Source organism: Micrococcoides hystricis, assembly GCF_042434215.1.
Taxonomy (GTDB): Bacteria; Actinomycetota; Actinomycetes; order Actinomycetales; family Micrococcaceae; genus Micrococcoides; species Micrococcoides hystricis.
In genome coordinates, this window is record NZ_JBHLUB010000001.1 from 42,968 (window position 1) to 64,905 (window position 21,938).

General features: G+C 57.8%; 19 protein-coding genes. 13 read left to right on the forward strand and 6 right to left on the reverse strand.

What is annotated here, in order from left to right; genetic code table 11:
* Positions 1-19 precede the first annotated feature (19 nt).
* Both ACFFFR_RS00195 and ACFFFR_RS00200 read right to left on the reverse strand, forming a co-directional pair.
* A complete protein-coding gene (locus ACFFFR_RS00195; RefSeq protein WP_377457140.1) occupies positions 20-340 on the reverse strand; it encodes a hypothetical protein in 321 nt (106 codons plus the stop codon).
* Entirely contained in the window at positions 337-1,212 is an 876-nt protein-coding gene (locus ACFFFR_RS00200; RefSeq protein WP_377457141.1) for an alpha/beta hydrolase, read from the reverse strand. Before ACFFFR_RS00200 ends, ACFFFR_RS00195 begins: the two co-directional genes overlap by 4 nt.
* On the opposite strand from ACFFFR_RS00200, the gene ACFFFR_RS00205 reads away from it, so the two are divergent.
* A complete protein-coding gene (locus ACFFFR_RS00205; protein ID WP_377457143.1) occupies positions 1,194-1,979 on the forward strand; it encodes a lysophospholipid acyltransferase family protein in 786 nt (261 codons plus the stop codon). The genes ACFFFR_RS00200 and ACFFFR_RS00205 overlap by 19 nt on opposite strands.
* 77 nt (positions 1,980-2,056) lie before the next feature.
* Positions 2,057-3,448 (forward strand): class II 3-deoxy-7-phosphoheptulonate synthase, encoded by a 1,392-nt coding sequence (locus ACFFFR_RS00210; protein ID WP_377457145.1) that lies wholly within the window; start codon positions 2,057-2,059, stop codon positions 3,446-3,448.
* On the opposite strand, the gene ACFFFR_RS00215 is transcribed toward ACFFFR_RS00210, so the two are convergent.
* Together ACFFFR_RS00215 and ACFFFR_RS00220 are read right to left on the reverse strand one after the other, a co-directional pair.
* A complete protein-coding gene (locus tag ACFFFR_RS00215) occupies positions 3,445-4,767 on the reverse strand; it encodes a protein kinase domain-containing protein (protein WP_377457147.1) in 1,323 nt (440 codons plus the stop codon). The two genes, ACFFFR_RS00210 and ACFFFR_RS00215, sit on opposite strands and share 4 nt — an antisense overlap.
* A gap of 27 nt (positions 4,768-4,794) precedes the next feature.
* Positions 4,795-6,708 (reverse strand): LysM peptidoglycan-binding domain-containing protein, encoded by a 1,914-nt coding sequence (locus ACFFFR_RS00220; RefSeq protein ID WP_377457149.1) that lies wholly within the window; start codon positions 6,706-6,708, stop codon positions 4,795-4,797.
* Between the two features lie 227 nt (positions 6,709-6,935).
* Here ACFFFR_RS00220 and ACFFFR_RS00225 point away from each other — a divergent pair, with 227 nt between their 5' ends.
* Entirely contained in the window at positions 6,936-7,313 is a 378-nt protein-coding gene (locus ACFFFR_RS00225; RefSeq protein WP_377457151.1) for an Rv2175c family DNA-binding protein, read from the forward strand.
* Positions 7,314-7,361: 48 nt separating this feature from the next.
* On the opposite strand, the gene ACFFFR_RS00230 is transcribed toward ACFFFR_RS00225, so the two are convergent.
* A complete protein-coding gene (locus tag ACFFFR_RS00230) occupies positions 7,362-8,486 on the reverse strand; it encodes a polyprenyl synthetase family protein (RefSeq protein WP_377457153.1) in 1,125 nt (374 codons plus the stop codon).
* Between the two features lie 87 nt (positions 8,487-8,573).
* On the opposite strand from ACFFFR_RS00230, the gene dinB reads away from it, so the two are divergent.
* Both dinB and ACFFFR_RS00240 read left to right on the forward strand, forming a co-directional pair.
* A complete protein-coding gene (dinB, locus tag ACFFFR_RS00235; RefSeq protein WP_377457155.1) occupies positions 8,574-9,743 on the forward strand; it encodes a DNA polymerase IV in 1,170 nt (389 codons plus the stop codon).
* Between the two features lie 67 nt (positions 9,744-9,810).
* Positions 9,811-10,194, forward strand: coding sequence for a DUF3040 domain-containing protein (locus ACFFFR_RS00240; protein ID WP_377457156.1), 384 nt, complete (start codon positions 9,811-9,813; stop codon positions 10,192-10,194).
* On the opposite strand, the gene ACFFFR_RS00245 is transcribed toward ACFFFR_RS00240, so the two are convergent.
* Complete coding sequence (locus ACFFFR_RS00245) at positions 10,191-10,886, reverse strand: GntR family transcriptional regulator (protein WP_377457158.1); 696 nt, start codon at positions 10,884-10,886, stop codon at positions 10,191-10,193. The genes ACFFFR_RS00240 and ACFFFR_RS00245 overlap by 4 nt on opposite strands.
* A 110-nt stretch (positions 10,887-10,996) precedes the next feature.
* Here ACFFFR_RS00245 and ACFFFR_RS00250 point away from each other — a divergent pair, with 110 nt between their 5' ends.
* From ACFFFR_RS00250 to ACFFFR_RS00285, 8 genes are all read left to right on the forward strand, one after another.
* Positions 10,997-12,265 (forward strand): MFS transporter, encoded by a 1,269-nt coding sequence (locus ACFFFR_RS00250; protein ID WP_377457160.1) that lies wholly within the window; start codon positions 10,997-10,999, stop codon positions 12,263-12,265.
* Positions 12,262-14,289, forward strand: a complete 2,028-nt coding sequence (locus tag ACFFFR_RS00255; protein ID WP_377457162.1) for a hydantoinase/oxoprolinase family protein — start codon at positions 12,262-12,264, stop codon at positions 14,287-14,289. The genes ACFFFR_RS00250 and ACFFFR_RS00255 overlap by 4 nt, the downstream gene beginning before the upstream one ends.
* Positions 14,290-14,291: 2 nt before the next feature.
* Positions 14,292-15,902 (forward strand): hydantoinase B/oxoprolinase family protein, encoded by a 1,611-nt coding sequence (locus ACFFFR_RS00260; RefSeq protein ID WP_377457164.1) that lies wholly within the window; start codon positions 14,292-14,294, stop codon positions 15,900-15,902.
* A gap of 330 nt (positions 15,903-16,232) precedes the next feature.
* On the forward strand, positions 16,233-16,664 hold the full coding sequence (mraZ, locus tag ACFFFR_RS00265) for a division/cell wall cluster transcriptional repressor MraZ (protein WP_377457166.1): 432 nt from the start codon (positions 16,233-16,235) through the stop codon (positions 16,662-16,664).
* Positions 16,665-16,855: 191 nt separating this feature from the next.
* Positions 16,856-17,866, forward strand: a complete 1,011-nt coding sequence (gene rsmH / locus ACFFFR_RS00270; RefSeq protein WP_377457167.1) for a 16S rRNA (cytosine(1402)-N(4))-methyltransferase RsmH — start codon at positions 16,856-16,858, stop codon at positions 17,864-17,866.
* Positions 17,863-18,474, forward strand: a complete 612-nt coding sequence (ftsL, locus tag ACFFFR_RS00275) for a cell division protein FtsL (protein WP_377457169.1) — start codon at positions 17,863-17,865, stop codon at positions 18,472-18,474. Before rsmH ends, ftsL begins: the two co-directional genes overlap by 4 nt.
* 24 nt (positions 18,475-18,498) lie before the next feature.
* Positions 18,499-20,319: a peptidoglycan D,D-transpeptidase FtsI family protein gene (locus ACFFFR_RS00280; protein ID WP_377457171.1), complete on the forward strand. Its 1,821-nt coding sequence runs from the start codon at positions 18,499-18,501 to the stop codon at positions 20,317-20,319.
* Position 20,320: 1 nt separating this feature from the next.
* Positions 20,321-21,937, forward strand: coding sequence for a UDP-N-acetylmuramoyl-L-alanyl-D-glutamate--2,6-diaminopimelate ligase (locus ACFFFR_RS00285; RefSeq protein ID WP_377457172.1), 1,617 nt, complete (start codon positions 20,321-20,323; stop codon positions 21,935-21,937).
* Position 21,938 lies beyond the last annotated feature (1 nt).

Below are 21,938 nucleotides of genomic sequence, written 5' to 3' on the forward strand. Positions count from 1 at the left end.
TACGTGGTTGCGGCATACGTCACAATTGTGCGCCGGTGTCGTCGTAGTCCCGACGTTTTCGTTGGCGCGGGATCAGTGAAAACAGCAGGGCTGCGATGATCAACGGACTCAGCAGATCGGTGAACAGCGAAGGCAGCGGCAACTCAGCCTTGAACACAGGTTTGAAGAGCGAGACCAGAAGCAGCAGTGCGATGAGCAGCCAGGTCACGATGGTTTTGGGCTGGGTCGAGCCCAAAACTGAAGGTGGGTTTGGTTCTTGGAACGCACCGCCGAAAATTTCTCCATCCGGATCAATGTCATCAATGTCTGAACGTTCGTAGTCCCGTGGCCCGTCCATCATGCTTGTTTCCCTACCCGGTTGCCTATTTTCTTCAAGATCGTGCTCGTCATCAGAGGCAGATCGTAGTCCATGGTTGCCACATGGAAGCTTCGTGTCAGCGCGGTCTGTTCCAAGTGGGTGCCCAAACAGCGACGCAAAAAGTGCGCTGAGCTTTCGGGGACAACGTGGTCGACAGTGGATCGGAACAAATGCACAGGTTTGAGGATCGGCGCATTGCGCAACAGCTTCGCTCGCGTGGCGTTGATCAGCTTGTCTAGCTCATACACCCCACCAGTTGGTGTCGCAGAGTAAGCCAGCTCATCCTGACCTGGACGATTAATGTCGTTGCTAATCGGTCGCGACACCGGCACCAGGTATCGCAAAATCCCAGCAACGTGAGCAGCCGGATTGGCGAAACTCAGCGCAGGGTTGATGACAAAGGTACCCGCGTATCGTGGGTCCGAATCCAGCTCACATGCCGCATCTAGGGCGAGGGTTCCACCCATTGATTGCCCAACCAACCAGATCGATTCAACACTGGGCGCCACAGCACTGATCGCAGCTTTAATGGCGTGCTGCCAAGCGGTGTAGGGAGTGGAGGCCAAGTCGGCGATCGTGGTGGCGTGCCCCGGCAGTAGGGGCACATGCACATGGTGACCTGCAGCTGCCAGTTCAGCGGCGAACTCACGCATGCTTGCAGGCCCCGAGGTGAATCCGTGGATCAGAATTAACGCTGTGTTGGTCTTTCCGACCACATTGATCGGCGCATGTTCAGCATGGTTTATCACTCGGTGACCCTTCCCGCTGGTTACAGTAGATATGTATGAGCTTATCGAAGCCGCCGCAATCCAGTCCGGAAGGAAAACAACCGCATATGAGTGGTGACCGCACATCGGGTGTGTACTGGTGGACCAAAAACGTCATCTTAGGTCCGGCGACTGAGGTCTTGTTCCGCCCCTGGGTGAAGGGACTAAAAAACATTCCCGCAACCGGCGGTGCGATCCTTGCTAGTAACCACCTATCGGTCTCTGACTCGGTATTCTTGCCGATCAAAGTTCCGCGGCCCGTTGTCTTTCTGGCCAAGATCGAATACTTCCAAGGCACCGGTGTGAAGGGGTGGGCGACACGAGCCTTCATGCGCATGACCAACCAGCTTCCGATGGACCGCTCTGGTGGGCGAGCATCCGCCCACTCGCTTTCCTCAGGTGAAGAAGCCCTGCGGGAAGGCCGCCTATTGGGCATCTATCCGGAAGGTACCCGGAGCCCTGACGGCAGGCTATATAAAGGCAAGATTGGGGTTGCGCGATTGGCGCTGAGCGCCCAAGTCCCAGTGATCCCGGTGGCCATGATCGGCACCGACAAAGTGCAGCCAATCGGTCGGAAGCTGCCCCGCGTCCGCCGGGTGGGCATGATCATCGGAGAACCGCTGGACTTTTCCGCCTACTATGACCGTGCCTCAGACCGGCAGGTGCAACGGCAGGTCACAGACGAAATTATGTACGCGATCATGCGTCTTTCCGGGCAAGAATACGCGGACATGTACGGTGCCACCTTTAAGCGGCAACTCGACGATGCTGCCAGTGCCCATCCGCGCAGAGAACCACGATGGAAAAGATTACTTCGTAAATTATCCCGTTATCGGTCTAAGTCCTATAATTAAAGGTCTGCTGGCCATCGACGTATGCCACTGGTGTGCGGTGATGAGCGTGCGGCAGATTTTTCCCAAGCACTACAGAAGTGAGTGAATTGAACGCGATCCCAACACCAAGCTATGAAACTGCGGTCTCATCAGGCGCAGCCGATTATCCGGGGTTGGACGACTGGCGCTCGCTGCCGATCAAACAGCAGCCTGCGTGGCAGGACCACCCGGATTATGACAGCTCTATCAAAGAGCTGTCCGAGTATCCACCGCTGGTCTTTGCCGGCGAAGTCGACGTTCTACGTAAGCGCTTGGGCCAAGCGGTTCGAGGCGAGGCCTTCGTCCTGCAAGGGGGAGACTGCGCGGAAACCTTCTCCGGAGTGACCGCCAACAAGATTTCCTCCCGCATCAAGACCATCTTGCAGATGGCCGTCGTTCTCACCTACGGTGCCTCCATGCCCGTGGTAAAGATGGGCCGCATGGCTGGACAGTTCGCCAAGCCTCGCTCATCGGACATGGAAACGCGTGACGGAGTCACGCTCCCGTCATTCCGTGGTGAGATCATCAACGGTTTCGACTTCACCGAAGAAGCCCGCATCCCTGACCCGAAACGTATGGTGCAGGCGTACCATTCGTCAGCGGCAACGCTTAACCTGATCCGTGCCTTCACCCAGGGTGGTTTTGCCGACTTGCGTTCGGTGCATGCCTGGAACCGGGGCTTCATGGCGAACCCCGCCCACGCCCGTTACGACCGGCTGGCCAAAGAAATTGACCGTGCAATTCGCTTCATGGAAGCGGCCGGCGCCGACTTTGAGGCACTGAAACGGACCGAATTCTACTCGGCACACGAGGCGCTCCTGCTGGACTACGAGCGACCATTGACCCGTATCGATTCTCGAACTGGGTTGCCGTACGCCACCAGCGCACACTTCCTGTGGATTGGTGAGCGCACCCGTGAGATCGATGGTGCCCACGTTGACTACCTGTCACGATTGCAGAACCCGATCGGTGTCAAGGTTGGACCAAACGCCAGCCCTGACGACTTGAAGGCCCTGATTGAAAAGCTCAACCCGGAAGGTGAAGAAGGCCGCCTGACTTTCATCTCCCGTATGGGTGCCGAAAAAATTCGAGAGAATCTGCCTGCACTGGTGAAGTCGGTTCAGGACCTTGGTGCTCCTGTGCTGTGGGTCTGCGACCCGATGCACGGCAACACCGTCACCAGCCAGAACGGTTACAAGACGCGCCGGTTTGACGACGTGCTGGCCGAACTGCGTGGCTTCTTCGATGTGCACCACGAATTGGGTAGCTACCCGGGTGGTTTGCACATGGAGATGACCGGTGACGATGTCGCTGAATGCCTAGGCGGGTCCGACCCGATCGACGAGTCAGCTTTCGCAGATCGCTACGAAACACTTTGCGATCCACGTTTGAACCACCGGCAGTCACTAGAACTGGCGTTCCTCGTTTCCGAGGCACTCTCCCAGATCTAGTAGGGAAACGGGCCGCCCAGAAGTATTTCGGCGGCCCGGAAACCGGCAAAGCCTAAAGCGCCAATCCCGCCCAACCACAGCAACCACCGCAGGGTCGTTGCGACCGGGCGGGGTTGGCGCAGTCTTATTTGAGGCCTGCGCGCCTGCCGGCGCTGGGCCAGCGTCGTGACCGGCTTCGAAGCAGCTGCAGCACCTGCAGTGGGAGCAACCGAGCTCTGGGGTGCATGTGAGGGCATTGGTGGCTCAGGAAATGTCACCGTCGCGCCCACCTCGGGACGGGCCGCTGGACTCAGCGCCGTTGTGAAGGCTCGAGTCTGTTCCCCGTCCCCTTCTTCGGGAGTGTGGAAGACCTGAGTGGCCTGGCCCGGCGATGACTGAGGCCAGGGCAAATCAACGATTTCTTCTGAAGCCCGAGCATCCTCACTGAGCTGTTGAGCGGCAGGTTGATTGATGACTTCCGTGTGAGCACTCTGACCGGACTCCGCAGCTTTCATCTGCATCCGCAGTTTGCTGATCCTGCTCGCCAAAACCTGTGCGTTCGCTGGCCTGCGTTCCGGATCTGGCTCTGTGCAGTCCAGAACGAGTTGGGCCAAACTCGGGCTGAGCTCGGGATCGAACTCCCTAGGGTCTGGGACCCGTTCGTGGGCATGCTTGTAGGCCACTTGGATCGATTCGCCGGTGAATGGTTGCCGACCGGTCAGCATCTCAAAAAGCATGATGCCCACCGCGTAAATATCCGAGCGTTCATCAGCCTGTTCACCGGTCACCAGTTCCGGTGACACATAAGCCACGGTCCCAACCAAGACATCGGCTGACGTGTGTTGTGTCGCCGGCCGTGAAAGACCAAAGTCGGTGACTTTGATGGAGCCATCCCGCGACACCAAGACATTTTCCGGTTTCATATCACGGTGCACCAGCCCCGCCTGGTGTGAGGCGGCCAAACCGTTGACGATGGACGCCGCGAAGATCAATGCAGCCTTGGGGGAGAGCTTCCGGCGGATATTCAAGACGGTGCGCAGCGTGTTGCCCTCAATGAACTCCATCACCAGATAGGGCAGTCCTGACGGTCCATCCAAACCTTGATCGGTGACCTTCACGATGTGCGGGTGATTCAACTGGGCTGCAGTCAACGCTTCCTGACGAAAGCGATCAGCAATCCCCGGTTCATCCCGTAGCCGATCGTGCAACACCTTTACGGCCACATCGTGGCTGAGCCGCAGGTCTTTGGCCCGGTAAACCTGAGCCATGCCGCCTTCAGCGATCCGCTCGATGAGTTCGTAGCGTTCGCCAAAGGTCTGGCCGACGAGGTTGGTGCTCATAGCACCCAAGCTTATCGAGCTTTGGGGTTAGCGCATATTTGCGCGCACCTTGCGTACATAGTCTTTCGTGTCCGGGTACATGCCCTGGGTCTGGACTCCATGAAGGCCCTGGTAGTAGCCCGCGATGCCTTCATCAACGCTGCGTGCATTGCGCTGCAGATGACGGATGATCGCCACACCAGCCACAACGTTGTCGTGCGGATCCAGCAGGTTCAGCTTGCGACCAACCATCTCGGAAGCCCACTGGCCGGAAGACGGGATGACCTGCATGACACCAATGGCGTTGGCCGGTGAAACCGAGGCATGGTTCAAATGCGACTCGGTGATGGCATGGCCCAAGGCCAGCTTCGGATCAACACCCATTTGTCGTGCCGTGCTGATGATGAGCGACTCCATGTAGGCCTTGGAAGGGATCTGCATGGACAACAGCGTCTGGTAGTTCTTGTTAGCGGCTGCCACTGTCTGTTGCGGGTACACGTAGTGCAAGAAATTAGCAGGGATCGCTTGCGTGCTAGACGCGGCCGAAACAGTTGATGAGCTCTTGGTGTTGCTGGCGGAGCTGGAGGCCTTGCCGCTGAGTTTGAGCTTCTGGCCCGGGTAAATCGTCGAAGTAGACTTCAGCCCATTGGCGCTCAACAGGGTCGACAAGCTAATGCCATTACGGGAGGCAATGCCGGAGAGCGTGTCACCAGACTTCACCGTGTAGGTTCCGCCGGTAGCAGTCGACGCGGACGTGCTCGAGGAAGCCTTGCTAGCGGTAGAGGTGGACGCCGAACCACTCAGCTTCAGCTTCTGCCCCGGGTAGATGACGGAGGAAGACTTCAACCCGTTGGCGCGTAACAGCGTAGCTAGGCTAGTGCTGGTCTTCGCCGCAATGCCCGAGAGTGTGTCACCGGATTTCACCGTGTAGGTGGAAGAGGAGGAGCTGGAGCTAGAAGAGCTCGTTGCTGGACGGCTACTGGACTTTGCGGAAGCAGCAGATCCGCTTAGCTTGAGTTTCTGGCCCGGGTAGATGATGGAGGAAGACTTGAGCCCGTTGGCACGCAGCAGGGTGCTCAGGCTGGTCTTCGTCTTAGCGGCGATGCCCGAGAGCGTGTCCCCCGATTTCACGGTGTACGTGCCGGCAGACTTTGACGGTGCTGCCGACGATGCCGAGCTGGAGCTCTTAGAAGTTACAGCCGATCCGCTCAGTTTGAGCTTCTGGCCCGGATAGATGATGGAGGATGACTTGAGCCCGTTGGCGCGCAGCAAGGTGCTCAGACTGATCTTGGTCTTAGCGGCGATGCCCGAGAGCGTGTCACCGGATTTCACCGTGTAGGTGGAAGAGGAGGCGCTGGAGCTAGAAGAGCTCGTTGCTGGACGGCTGCTGGACTTTGCGGAAGCAGCAGATCCGCTTAGCTTGAGTTTCTGGCCCGGGTAGATGATGGAGGATGACTTGAGCTCGTTGGCACGGAGCAGGGTGCTCAGGCTGGTCTTAGTCTTGGCCGCGATACCGGAGAGTGTGTCCCCTGATTTCACCGTATACGTGGAAGAGCTAGAGCTGGAAGAGCTGCTGGAACTCTTCTTAGCCGTCGTCGAAACGGGGGCAGTTCCACGCAATTTGATGCGCTGACCCGGGTAGATCACGGATTTGCTCGTCAGCCCATTGAGCTTCAGAACGGTTGAGACGCTCAGCTTGTAGCGCTTCGCGATCGAATAGATGCTGTCGCCCGCCTTGACCTTCACCGATGAAGGTACAGAACGAGAGCTTAAAGACTGAACAATCTTGGACTGGGCAAGTGAAATGTTACTGGCGGTCGGCTGTTTTGGCTGCAGTGGGGCAGCAGGGGCTGCCGTGGCAGGAGCAGCGAGGGCGAGGCTACCAAGCGCGACTGCTGGTAGAGCCGTAGTGGCGGCGGCGGTCTTCAAGACGCGCTGACGCGAAGTGCGAGTAACGGACATAGGAGTACTCCCAGGTGAGCGAACTGCATTCACCCTCGAAACCACCGTACATATGTTGGGACTGAATGTAACGCGTGTGAATCGTGATGAAATTGTGACTATTGGTAACTTACCTTAAGCCTTGATAACGATTCAATATCGGTGACGACTTTGTTCGATGCTCGGGCGTGTCGAATCTCAATGGCCAGAGCAGCCCGGTCACAGCCGATGTGTGGGATTCTTGAAGAGTGGAACTTACAGAACTCATCAAAGACTGGCGAACCTTGCCAGATATCGCCGAACTCTTGGACGTCAAAATCACCAAGGTTCACCGTCTTCTTGCCGAAGACGCCCTGCTGGCACACCGCATCCCCAGCGCGAGCGGTGGTAACGACTTAGTTCGTGCTGTGCCTGCCGCGTTCATCGTGGAAGACGGGGAGAAGTCGCGTGTGCTCGAATCGCTGCGCGGCACGATTACGCTGCTGCGCGATGCGCGTTACAGCGATGAAGAAGCCCTGCGTTGGCTCTTTACCGTCGACGAATCATTAAATGGCTCCCCATTGGAAGCACTGCGCAACGGTCACAAAACAGAAGTGCGTCGGCGAGCACAAGCCCTGGCCTGGTAAGCAACAGCATCCCATAGAACCATTCGGGGGCGTTGGGACTGCGTATGGCTATTTTTGCCGGTTGATTGCGGCCTCAGCTAGCGTGCGCAAGCCGGTGCGGACAGCAGTGGGGCACTGGAGAGTGTCGATGTGAGCGAACGCCTCTTGGGCTTTCGCCTCGATCAACTGCTCAATCTTGGTTTCGGCGCCAGAGTTACGAATGAGATCCTGCAGCTCGGCGATTTGCGCCTCGCTGAGCTCGTTGTCACCGAGATGATCATCGATCATTTGCTGTCCAGCAGCTGTGCTGGCGGATCGGGCATAAGCAATGAGCGCGGTGCGCTTGCCTTCACGCAGATCATCACCGCTTGGCTTACCCGTCACGGCCGAATCACCAAACACTCCAAGTTGGTCATCACGTAGTTGAAACGCTTCCCCCAGCGGCAAGGACAGCTTAGACAGCTGCGCCAAAAGTTCGGGGTTCGCGCCGGCGGCAGCAGCACCCAACATCAGTGGTCGCTCGACTGAATACTTGGCAGATTTGTACTGCAGAATCGTCATGGCGCGCTCAAGCGCAACATCAGGGGTGTGGAAACGCCCCGCCGACTCTTCACGAATGTCCAGGTATTGTCCGGTCATCACTTCAAAGCGCATATCGTCGAAGACTTTTCGGGCGCTAGCCGCCGCGTCAGCGCAGCCGGCAGCAATGTCGAGAACCACGCTGGCAAAGACCTCTTCCGACAAGGCCAAACTCAGATCTCCCGCTAGGATTCCGGCAGAGACACCAAAATGCTCGGCATCCTGATCCCAGCCGCGACCGACGTGGAGTGCTTCAAAACTCCGGTGAGCACTGGGCTGTCCACGACGGGTGTCGGAGCGATCCAGAATGTCATCATGGATCAGGGCCGCGGCTTGAAATAGCTCCAAGCTCACCCCCAGTCGCCGGATGCGTTCATCGGTCGGATTACTGCCTGCGATTTGCCACCCGTACCAAGCGAAAAGCGGTCGAATGCGCTTGCCGCCTAGGCTCAACGCCTTAATGCTTGCCACTAGGTCGGTGCCTTCTTTGGCGATGGACTCGACGCGCTGTTGTTGTTGCTCCAAATAGTTTTGGAGGGCGTCGTTCACGGAGCTAACGAACTCGGTCGCGGATAGCGGTGCAGGTTCTGAGGTCTGCGAGCCTGCCGTAGGCATCGATTGAGGGCCTTCCTGAAGTGCGAGTGGACTAGTGACAACTATACTGACCTTGTCTGAATCGTCGCTGTCAGGGGAGGGAGCAGCATGGTCGAACCACATATCCTCCACGTCGACATGGACGCCTTCTTTGTCTCCGTTGAGCTCTTAGACCGTCCGGACTTGTTGGGCAGGGAAGTGATCGTTGCCCATGAATCGGGCCGTGGTGTAGTCACATCAGCGTCGTATGAGGCACGCAAGTATGGGGTCAGATCGGCCATGCCCGTCCAGCAGGCGTTGCAACGATGTCCGCATGCGGTCATTATTCCGCCCAGCAGAGATAAGTACACCTTTTATTCGGCTCAATTGATGCAAGTACTGGGTGAGTTCTCGCCCACCGTGGAACCGCTCAGCATCGATGAGGCATTTGTCGATCTCTCCGGGGCCTTTCGGTTGCTCGGTGATGCAGAAACCATTGGTCACAAAATCCGTTCCGAGATCCGCCAACGATTGAAGCTGCCGGCAACGATTGGCATCGCTGACCGGAAATTCATAGCTAAGATCGCGTCCACGGCCGCCAAACCTGACGGCCTGCTGGTGATCCGCCCGGATGAACGCCTCACGTTCCTACACTCGCTGCCCGTCTCAGCCCTGTGGGGAGTGGGTGCCAAAACCCAAGAGGTCTTGGATCGGTACGGCATTCACACTGTCGCAGAGTTAGCGAGCATACCTCAACAAAAACTGGTTCGGATGTTCGGCAAACATGGAGCCCAACTCTATGAGCTCGCCCATGGACACGACAATAGGTCGGTCGAGCCGGAGCGTGCAGAGAAATCCATTTCCACGGAACAAACATTTGAGATCGATCTCATCGACCTAGAGCAGATGAAACGGAAACTGCTCCAGCTCAGCCATAAAGTAGCTCAGCGGTTGCGTGCACAAGAGCTGACCGCTTTGACGGTCGGGCTGAAGGTTAAATACGCATCGTTCAAACAAGTCGTACGTTCCGTGACGCTTGAAATTCCAACAGACGAAGCGCACCAACTGCATCACTACAGTCAAAGATTGTTGGAACAACTAGCGCCATTGCCCGAACCCGTGCGACTGTTAGGGGTCCGAGCGGGAAACCTTGTCCACGCTTCGGGAAACATCCAGCTCGGGTTTGATGATTTGGGTGGACAAAGGCGTCAGTCAGAGGTGACGATGGATGAAATCAAGGCTAAATTTCCGTCGTTGCGGTTAGGGCCTGCGAGTCTATTTCAACAGCATCAAAAGTGAGGTCATACACTCACAATTTGCGCGATAGGATAGAACTCAAGAGTACGTGTCGGGTGGAGAAAAGATCATGGGACTTTCAGAAAAAGAGAAAAAGATCCTCGAACAGCTGCAAGCACAACTGGCAGCTGATGATCCCCGCTTTGCATCGCGCATGGAGGAGGAAGCGGAGTCCGTATCCCAGCCCGGACTGCGCTTCTCACGGCGCCGTATCACCATAGGCATCCTCGTTTTTGTTCTCGGCATTGCAGGCCTACTCGTCGGGATCTCTATGCAACTCATCGTTGTAGGAATCCTGGGTTTCCTCGTCATGGTTGCTGGCGTCGTGTACGGCACCAGTCGAGCTAAGACAGGAGCCGGTGAAGCAGCCTCCAGTGGCGAGCCGAAAAAGCCAAGTGGATTCATGCAAAACCTTGAGTCCAAATGGGACGAGCGGCAAAACGGGGACCGCTAGATCGACATCAACTTCGTGTCATTTCGTGCGAAGTAGTCCTCGACCCTGCGTTGAAACAACTCAACATGCTGCGCCGCGAGCTTCTCTGCGGACTCCACTTCTCCGGCCAGATAGAACTGTAGTAGCTCTTCGTGATGTTCATGTGCCAAAGCATAGTGATCAGCCAACGAATGGCTTGGCCCGTCACTGCCACCAAAGCTGACGAAAGCTAGACGCTGCAATAACGTTTGCAAGGTCCTGATCGTATCCGCGAAAAACTGGTTGCCGGCAAGCTGGGCTTCGGCGATATGAAAATCGGCATTGGCCTGGGCCACCTGAGCCGGATCCGCCGCGATCATCGCCACCTCTACTTGCTGGGCATAGTCGCGCAGCGTAGCGATTTTTTCAGGGTCAGCCTGCAACGCCATCTTCCTTGCGACTGCCCGGCTGATCAGATGTAAAGCTTCGAAGGCTGCTTGCGTTTCATCAAGATCAAGATTCTTGACAGAAAAGCCACCCCGTTCGGTGAGCACGATCAGATTCTCATGCGAGAGCGAAAACAATGCCTCTCGGATGGGTGTGCGGCTCATCGCCAAATCGTGCGCCAGCTGAACGTCGCTCAGCCGTTGACCCGGCCGTAATTCCAAGGTGAGGATCTTGGCGCGCAAGGCCTCGTAGGCTTCAGTTCGTGCAGAACGAGCTTTGCCAGTCATGAATGCTTACCCTCCTGCAACAGACTCACTTAATTTTCGTCGACTGGGTTGAACCGGTCAATCTCCGACCCTAGGGTTGTATGCAGATTGTATACAGAAGGAGGTAGGCCATGAGCGTCGCAACCGATGCCGAGCATCAGACGTACAAGCGCCGGGCGGTCATTTCAGCGAGTCTGGGCTGGGGCTTGGACGGATTCACGTGGACCATGTACGGGTTCGCCTTGACAGCCGCACTACCGGTTTTGAACATGACCAATGCGGATGCGGGTTGGGTAACGGCGCTCAGCGTTGCTGCCTCGGCCTTAGGTGGCGTGATCTTTGGCAACCTTGCAGACCGCTATGGTCGTGTTCGGGTCCTGACATGGGTCATCATCGGCTACTCGGTTTTCACCGGTTTAACCGCGACAGCCCAAGACATGTTCCAGTTCATGATGTGGCGCATCCTAGAAGGGATGACCTTCGGTGGTGAATGGGCCGTCGGTGCGGCTCTTGTGGCCGAATACTCGACACCGAAGTATCGCGGTCGCCTGCTCGCCTTTATTCAAAGTACCTACGCAATCGGCTGGGCAGCCTCTACCGCCGCCTACTTGGTCGTCTTCTCTCTGCTGGAACCGGAAATCGCATGGCGCATTCTCTTCGTCATCGGAATCCTGCCGGCGTTCTTTGCCATCTGGATTCGCCGCAACGCCAAAGACGCGGTGACGCTGGCGGAGAATCCCAAACAGCAGGAGAGCTTTAGGAATCGCTGGTCCAAACTGTTCACCGGAGCCCAAGCCAAACGAACCATTTTTGCGACAGTTCTAGGTGTCGGCGTTCAAGGCGTCTACTACTCGGTCTTTGTCTTCTTGCCCACGTACCTTCGCGATGAACGCGGACTGTCGATCGTTGGCACAGCGTCCTATACGTGGGTGGCAATTGTCGGCTCCTTTATTGGTTACGTTTCCTCCGGTTTCTTCCTAGACTGGTGGGGAAGGCGCCGCACTTTCTTGTTCTTCTTTATTGGGTCCGCAGCCAGTGTGAGCTTGTTCGTCCTGACCCCGGTGGCGCAGAACGCTCTGGATGTGTTGATCATTTTGGTCCTAGGTTTCTTCGCCTCTGGACAAGCCGGCGGCACCGGGGCCTACCTTTCCGAATTGTTCCCGACGGCCATCCGCGGCACGGGTCAAGCCTTCTCCTATAACTTTGGTCGGGCGCTTGCAGCGTTCGGTCCGCTGACGGTGGGGCTGATGGCCGAGAGCATCGGCCTCGGTAGCGCGATCATGACGATCGCGATCATCGGTGCCGTCATCGGTATTACCGCACTGGTTTTCCTGCCAGAAACCAAAGACAGCGTCATCGTCGACTCCTCCGAAGAAGAAAAGAGTGTGACTACACCATGAGTGAAACCGAATCCGGACACTACTTTCTAGCCGCCGACACCGGTGGAACCTTCACCGATATCGCAGTACAGCAGCCCAACGGTGAACTGTTCGTCTGGAAGGTTCCCTCCACACCGGAAGCCCCAGACGACGCCGTCCTAACCGGAGTCACCGAAGCCTTTGACGAGATCGGGGCATCGCTGGAGAATGTGCAACATTTTGTACACGGGACAACGGTGGCCACGAATACCGTTTTGACGCGCACCGGCGCCCGGGTAGGACTGCTGACTACCAAGGGATTCCGCGACATTCTGCGCATCGGTTGGCAGGCCCGACCTTCACTTTACGATCAGTATCAGCGCAACCCTGAACCGTTGGTGGCTGTCGAAGACATCCGTGAAATCGACGAGCGGATGAGTTCTGAAGGGGAGATCCTAAAGTCCCTGGACCCAGAAGAAATCCGCAAGGCTTATGAGGACCTGGTCGAGGCCGGTGTGGATGTCATTGTGGTGTCTTTCTTGAATGCTTACACCAATGCCCAGCATGAACGTGAGGCGATCGCTGAGCTATCGAAACTGGGGGATTTGGAACTCTTCGCAGCCTCATTGCTCTCCCCGGAGATCCGCGAATTTGAGCGTACCTCCACCGGTGCGATTAACGCCTACATCCAACCTAAGATCAGCAATTACATCGCTCGGCTTCAAGACGGAGCCAGCAAAGCTGGTATCGGCGCGCCACTGTGGATCATGCAATCCAATGGGGGCCTGATCTCTCCGCAGAATGCCGAACAGGAGGCTGCCCGCACGATCCTATCCGGTTTGGCCGGTGGCGTTACGGGCGCGGCCAGCTGGGCGCGCATGCTCGGCATGAAGAATGTGGTCTCATTCGATATTGGCGGAACCAGCACTGACATCGCCATGATTCGTGACGGTGAACCGGATGAAACCCAGCTGGCAGAGATTGGCGGGTTGCCGCTACGGATGCCTGCCATTGACGTGCACACGATCGGAGCCGGCGGCGGATCCATCGCGTGGCGGGACAGTGGTGGTGGGCTGCGCATGGGACCGCACAGCGCTGGTGCCGTGCCAGGACCTGTTGCTTACGACCAAGGCGGGGAGGAACTCACCGTTACGGACGCGCATCTCGTTCTTGGCCGACTTGGTGAAGAACTGTTGGGTGGTCGGTTCAAGCTCAACAAGGAAGCCGCCCTACGCCGGATGGAAGTCTTTGCCGAGGAAGTCGGTCTGAGTGTACCGGAGACAGCAGAAGGCATGATCCGGGTCATCAACGCGACGATGGCGCGCGGTGTGCGCAAGGTGTCGGTGGAACGCGGTGTGGATACCCGTAACTGCGACTTGATGGCTTTCGGTGGGGCCGGACCACTGCACGCGGCCGAACTGCTAGCCGAACTCGACATGCGTTCAGCGGTCATCCCGCCGCAGCCAGGCATCGCCTCGGCCGTCGGCATGCTTGATGCACCACAGCGGCACGACTATTCCTCAGCGGTGTTCTACCGGCAAGGAGATGACCTGCCTGTCCGTGATCAGCTTTTCTACGGCCTGTTGGACCAAGCTGATGAACTCGATGTCAGCGAACGCGCTGAATATGGATTCTTTGTGGACGCCCGTTACGCCGGCCAGAGCTTCGAACTCACCATCGATCATGCTGATGATTGGGACAAACTCCGTGAGATCTTCGACCAAGCCCACTTGGAACGCTACGGTTTTGCTGATCCGGACGCCAAGATGGAAATCGTGGTGCTGCGCTTGGTGGTCACCGATCGGGTCGCCCAAGGCACCCAACTGCAACCGACCAAGGAAACTGCAGTAGGAGAAGAACCGAAGCCGCTCCAAGAGCGCGAGGTCTACTTTGACGGTGAATGGCAGAAGACACCGGTGTACCGACGCACCGACCTTGTCCCGGAGCAGAGCTACGTCGGACCCATGATCCTAGAGCAGTTCGATTCGACCATTTTGGTTCGCCCGCAGCAGCAGGCACGCCAAGACGAGCGCGGATTCTTGCACCTGCAGAAAGTGGAGGCATAGAGATGACACAGCCTTTGAACCCAGTTGAACTTGAAATTGCCCGGAACCGACTGGAATCGATTGCCGAAGAAGTCGGTCTTGCACTCATCAAGACCTCCTACTCACCGAACATCAAGGACCGTCGTGACTGCTCAGCAGGCCTGTACACACCCGATGGGACACTGATCAGCCAAGCCGAACACATCCCACTGCATTTGGGGGTCATGCCGGAATTTATCCGGACCGTGCTGAACGAATATGGCGTCGACAACCTCGTCGACGGTGATGTCTTGATCACCAACAACCCCTACCTGCGGGGCTCTCACCTGCCCGACGCCTGCGTCATTACACCCATCTTTGTCGATGAACGCTTGGTTGCCGTGGTTGCCAATATGGCGCACCATGTGGATGTTGGTGGCATCGCACCTGGTTCCATGGCCACCTACGCCACCGAGATCTTCCAAGAAGGCATCAGGATCCCGCCGGTCAAGCTTTACAGCGCAGGTGAGCTGCAGCGTGAGTTGCTCAATGTGCTCATGACCAATGTGCGTACCGCAGATAAAACCCGCGGCGATTTGATGGCACAGGTTGCAGCTAACCGGCTGGGGGAGCGACGGGTCGAGGAACTCGTTCAGGAGTGGGGTGCCGAGTACTTCATCCGTGCCTGTGAAGAATTGGCTGACTACGCCGAACGTCGGACCCGAACCGCGCTGGAATCATTGCCAGATGGCTCAGGTGAGTTCACGGATCACCTTGAACATAATGGGGTGGGCGAGGAACGACTGGAGATCCATGTTGCCGTGACAAAGAGCGGGGACCGGCTCACCGTTGACTTCAGTAAGACCGATCTAGCCGGCGCCGGGGCAGTCAACTGCTCCGCTGCGGTGACCCAGGCCTGCGTCGCCTACGTTGTAAAACTCATTGCCGATGCCACGCTGCCCTCCAACGCAGGGCTGATGCGTCCGATTACGGTTCGGACACGCCCTGGCACCCTAGTCGATGCCCAGTTCCCGGATCCGGTCTCCAACGGAAACATTCAGACCGCTCAGCGCATCGTAGATACGCTGCTGGGGGCCTTCCATCAGATCGCTCCGGATCTGGTTCCCGCGGCCTCCTCCGGTTCCATGTCGATCATGACCATTGGCGGGCGCGACTTCCGAACCGGCCGTTATTTCTCCTACGTGGAGACCTACGGGGGTGGCCAAGGCGCCATGCCGGGACAGGATGGCGCCCACGCCATTCACACCCACATGACCAACACGCGAAACACCCCTTGCGAAGTCATCGAACAGGAGTACCCGCTGCGCGTCGGCGAGTATGCGGTGGCTGACCGGACCGGTGGCGCTGGCGAATACACCGGTGGTGATGGGCTGATCCGCACACTCACACTCGTGGGCGGAGAAGCTGTGGTGATTGCCGGTACGGCACGCACCGACCAAGGACCTTGGGGGCTCAATGGTGGCGCTGACGGTGCCAAAGCTTCCGTGGAATACATTCGTCGCTTTGGCGAGCAAGATGAAGCCACGGAACTGCAGGAAGCCATGAGCCGTGGCGCGCTCGCCAGCGGTGACGCCGTGCGGATTCAAACCGCAGGCGGGGGAGGCTACGGCGCACCACGCCAAGCGGATAACTAACCGCTCCCACGCCCCTCCACCCTCCACCACCAACTCCCCCCACTTTGCTCCCCTCGGCGCAAAGTGGGGGATTTTTTATGCCGAAACACGGCGAAACCAGGCTTGTGAGGATCGCTGTGAAAGAGCCAACAGTTTTTCCCTCCACTTCAAACCATTCTCGTGAAAACCCCGAGATCAAGCGGAACGAGGGTGCACTCTGGTGGAAAAAATTCCGGACAAATTGAAGATTATTGCTTGACGGTGGGGGATTGTGGGGTAAAGTGGGGGACGTAAGAGCGAAGTGGATAGCAAGGGTGAGTGCGTATTGTCGCTAGCCGGAGAGGGTAGGCCATGTTTCTTGGCACCTATACTCCGCGTCTGGATGACAAAGGGCGGCTGATTCTTCCGGCGAAGTTCCGGGACGAACTTTCAACCGGATTGGTCTTGACCCGCGGTCAAGAGCGATGCATTTACGTTTTCAGCATGCGTGAGTTTGAGCGAATGCACGAAGAAATGCGGAAAGCGCCACTCTCTTCGAAACAGGCTCGAGATTACGTCCGTGTCTTCCTCTCCGGGGCCTCCGATGAGATCCCGGATAAGCAAGGACGAATCACCATTCCAGCCGCGTTGCGTGACTATGCGGGGCTGGGACGGGACGTAGCCGTCATCGGTGCAGGTAGCCGAGCGGAGATTTGGGACTCCACCGCTTGGGAAAACTACCTCTCCGAACAGGAAGCTCAGTTCTCCGACACTGACGAAGACGGGCTTCCAGGGCAGGAGTGATCCAGCCCGAAACGCTTGTGCTGGGGTTTGCTCTCTTTCCGTACACGGATCAGCCGACTCAACTTCCCCGGAGTCGGACGGGTTTCGTGCGGCCGTTTTGACGGCGCGGAAGGGGGACAAACCCCAGCACTGCAAGCACTAGCACCTTGATCATCAGCGCCGTTGAGCACTCATACATGGAAGGGAGCCAGATGGAGGCCAAGCCTACCTCTGACCGTCACGTTCCAGTGTTGCTCCAGCGCTGCGTCAATCTTCTGGCTCCCGGAATCGAAGCTGCGCGCCAGTCCGGTACAACTCCCGTCATCATTGATGCCACCCTCGGGATGGGTGGGCACTCTGAAGCTATTCTGAATCAGTTTGACGACGTGCTGCTGATCGGTCTTGACCGCGATACCCAAGCGTTGGAATTGGCCAGCAAACGTCTGGCCAGCTTTGGTGATCGTTTCAAGCCCGTGCACACAACCTACGACCGAATTGACGAAGCCTTGGCGGAAGCCGGAGCCCAGACACTCTCTGGAATCCTTTTCGATTTGGGGGTCTCGTCGCTGCAACTGGATGAACGAGACCGCGGTTTCGCCTACTCGTACGACGCGCCACTAGACATGCGCATGAACCAGTCCGCGGGTATCGATGCCGCTGAGCTACTCAACACTGTTGAGGAACGGGAACTGATTCAAATCATCCGGGTCTACGGTGAGGAACGATTCGCCAACCGAATCGCAGCCGCCATCATCAAGCGACGGGAAGAAACCCCGTTTACCCGCACCAAAGAACTCAGTGATGTCATCATCGCGGCGGTTCCCCCGCACACCAAAGGCGGGCACCCGGCAAAACGAACCTTCCAAGCCATCCGGATTGCGGTCAACGAGGAACTGGCGATTCTTGAGGACGCCATCCCGAATGCCTTGGACCGGTTGCACGTGGGTGGCCGTCTGGTGGCGATGAGCTATCACTCCCTCGAGGATCAAATCGTCAAACGTCACTTGCGTGAACGCTCCAAATCAAAGGCTCCAGTCGGGCTGCCTATTGAGCCGGAAGAACTCAAAGCCACGTTCACCATGGTGACAAAAGGAACAGAGGCCCCCTCCGCAGAAGAGATCGCCGAGAATTCACGAGCGGCTTCGGCCAAGCTACGTGCAGCAGAGCGCATCAGAGAAGACATCAAACCACAGGCAGACTACCCCAGGAGTCATAGGCTATGACGGCGCAACCGAACGAACGTCAACCGTTACTGACTGCTGTACCGTCTTCGGCCGGGCAACGGCAGGTAGCGAGTGAGAAACGCCCAGTCCTGCGCGTCATCACGGGTGGAACCAAGCGAAAGAACGCTTGGTTCTTGTTGTCCTACCTGATTCCGGTCCTTGCCGCGGTGGTCATCATCTTGGGGATTAACGTCACGGTTTCCAGCCACCAGTACAACGTGGTGCAGATGAAAAACCAGCAGCTAGAGCTTGTGCAGCAAAATGAAGCCCTGACACAGCAAGTCAAAAACCTCCAAGCTCCACAGAATTTGGCCTCCCGCGCGGCAGAATTAGGAATGGTGATGCCAGCCTCTGTCGGCTCCGTCGACGTCAACAGCCAGAAGGTCAAAGGCAATCCGACTCCGGCCAAGAAATCCGATAAACCCACCACATGGGTTGCCAAGCCCGGAGTCGCAGCCTCATCCGAACCGGTTGTTGTGAAGAGCCCTAAGAGTGAGTCGGCATCTTCCACCGGCCCAGCTGCGACCGGTGGAACCCGCGAAGCAACCCCGCAGCTGGCAGAACAAGAACTCAATGGTGGCACCATACCGGCGCCACGGCAAAGGTAAACATCGACCCGAGGAGCCCCGGACGTGGCAACACCCAAGAAGCAACAGCTCGGTCCACTGTTGGGTGCCGTATCCGGCCCCACTAACGGCCGACTACGTTTTGCCGTTGCGGCAGCCTTGGTGCTGCTCATGGTGCTGGGCGGACGTCTCTTCGTGATTCAGGGCTTGGACCTGGACGGAAAAGCGATTGCTGCCGCCAAGGAACGAACCCGCACCTACTCCATCCCGGCCGAACGCGGTTCCATCTTGGACTCCAAGAACAATGTGCTTGCCATGAGCGTGGACCGGTACAACTTGGTCGTGGACCAAACCCTGGTGGCCGATTACAAACGACCGATCCCGGGCACAACCCCAACCGAGTATGAAGTCGTTTCCGTCGATCAGGCGGCGACAGAACTTGCCAAGATCTTGAACGCTGACTCTGACACCGTAAAAAACACTTTGACGGGGGACAAGCGCTACCAGATTGTGGCCAAGAACTTGCTGCCCGAGGTCAAAGACGCAGCCCTTGATTTGAAGATCCCTGCGCTGGTGGGTGAACGCATCGACAAGCGCGTCTACCCTTCCGGTGCAGTCGGAGGCTCAGTCCTTGGCTTCCTGAGTGGGGACGGGACACCACTGGAAGGGATTGAACGGACCCAAGACGAGATCCTCTCCGGTACTCCAGGGGAACACACCATGGAGATAGGTGCTGACGGCATCCGTATCGCTACCGCCGATTCATCGATCAAACCTGCCGAAAACGGTAAAGACATCCGGCTGACCATTGACCAAGATATCCAGTGGTTCGCTCAAGAGGCCATCAGCGCCAAGGTGCGGCAATATCGCGCCACCTGGGGCAACATCGTGGTCACGGATGCGAAAACTGGTGAGATCCTGGCCATGGCTGACTCCACCACGGTGGATCCGGCCAATCCAGGCAAGACGGATGAACTATTCCGCCAGCCGTTGGCCTTGACCCGAGACTACGAGCCGGGCTCGACCGGCAAGGTTGCGACCTTTGCGGCGGCATTGGACTCTGGGGCCATCAAACCCTTGGATAACTTCCGGGTGCCTAACAAGCAGACCTTCACCGGTGAAACCATCAACGATTCGATGCGACACCCAACCTTCGACATGACTGCGGCAGGTGTCTTTGCCCGTTCCTACAACACCGGAACGGTGCAGGTGGCGAACAAGATGGACAACAAAAAGCGCGAAGAGTACATGCGCAAGTTCGGCATCGGCAGTCCCATTGACATCGGATTGAACACCTCCAGCCCCGGCGTGCTGGCCCCAGCGGATCAGTGGGATCGCCGCCAGCAGTACACCACTTCATTCGGGCAGGGCTACACCGTCACGAATCTGCACTCGGCCTCCATTTTCCAAACGATCGCCAACGATGGTGTGCGCGTCCCACCGCAGCTGATCGATGCCTACATCTCAGCCGACGGTAAGGAAGAGAAAGCGCCGCGGAAGAAGGGCGAGCGAGTCGTCTCCAAGAAGACCGCCCAAGAAATGCTGCGGATGATGGAAGCCGTCGTGGAAGAATCCACCGGCGTCGGGGCAAAGATCCCCGGCTACCGCGTCGGTGGCAAGACCGGTACCGGTGAGGTCGCCGTGAACGGTGTCTACGACGGGTACGTGACTTCCTTTACCGGTATTGCACCGCTGGATGATCCCCGCTTCGTCGTCTCGGTGATCGTCTACCGACCGCAAGGTGATTGGAAAGACTGGACCGTTACCGACACCTTTGCCCAAGTCATGGGACAAACACTCAATACCTACAATGTGCCGCCAAGCGGAGCGAAGTCCAAACACTATAAAGTGTTTACCGACGATCCGCAGAAGCGACCATGGGAATAGAATGACACGCCTGAGCCCCGCACAACAGGCCGAAGCTAACTTTCGGCCGAACACACCTGTACCAACGCCACTGGTTGACGTTGCTGCAGCAGTAGGACTTGAGCCTGCTGACGTGCACCCCTCCGGTATGAACACCCAGGTCACCGGCGTCAGCCTCAACACCAAAACCGTGCTGCCTGACGATCTGTACTTGGCCTTACCAGGGGCCAAACAACATGGTGCCGCCTACGGTAGCCAAGCAATCGCCGCCGGGGCTGCCGCAATCTTGACCGACCCCGCCGGGGCTGACCTATTGCGGGGAGTGGAGGTTCCGGTACTTTCCGTCCAACGGCCACGCCAATACGTGGGTGCCGTCGCCGAACTGATCTACCGTGATGAATCAGTCCGGGACATCAAACTGTTCGGGGTCACCGGAACAAACGGCAAAACCACCACGAGCTACTTTATCGACGCCGTCCTCACCCAACTGGGATTGACCTCGGCACTAGTGGGCACCATCGAAACCCGGCTGGGTGCCGAAACCATCCCGAGTTCGCTCACCACACCCGAGGCCACCCAACTTCACGCCTTGTTCGCCAAGCTCGCACAGACGGGCGGCCAGTCCGGTGTCATGGAGGTCTCCTCCCATGCCATCAGTTACCAGCGCATCTCAGGGCTGCACTTTGCTGTCGCCGGTTTCACCAACCTGACCCAAGACCACCTTGACCTGCACGGGAGCATGGCGGACTACTTCGACACCAAAGCTGAGCTCTTCAGCAGCCAACGCTGCGACACCGCGGTGATCCTCACCGACGGTGGTGAGCAGGGCTACGGACACAAGATGGCTGCCGCTGTGAGTGCCAAACTCGTGCGGTTGTGCACCGATGGCACTGATCCGGAAGCCGATTGGTCAGTGACTGAGGTGACCCCGGACGGACTGGGCCACGCCTTCACGCTCCAACACAAGGACGGTACCCGCATCCAAACCAGCACCGGGCTGCCAGGCGAGTTCAATATCGCCAACGCTGCCTTGGCAGCCGTCATGGTGCTCTCCGCTGACCTCTCAGCACTAGGCATCACCCGCCAAGAGCTGGTGGAGGTCCTGTCCGGAGGACGACCGTTCGACACCGCGGTGCCAGGACGGATGGAAGTCATCACGCAAGAACCAGCCGGGGTCGTGGACTTTGCGCATAACCCGGACGCTATGATTCGCACCTTGAGCGCATTGAAGGAAGCCAGCGCTGGCAAACTCATTCTGGTCTTCGGCGCCACCGGTGAACGTGACACGTCCAAACGGGCCATCATGGGCGCCATCGCAGCCGAATACGCGGATGTGATCATCGTCTCTGATGATGATCCGCACGGGGAAGAACCTGCCGGCATCCGGGCTCAAGTCATGGCCGGAGCCAAGGACTGGATTCGGGAGCACGACGCCGATCGGACCCTGCTGGAAATCTCTCCCCGCCAAGACGCGATCAAGCACGCAGCCGAGCTGGCGGATCGCCACGACACGATCGTCCTGGCCGGCCGCGGCCATGAAACGGCCATGGATGTTGCCGGCACCGTCGTACCCATTGATGACCGAGATGAACTACGTCACGCGGTGGCCTTGGCTCAGAAACAGGCCCGCGCGCGGTAGA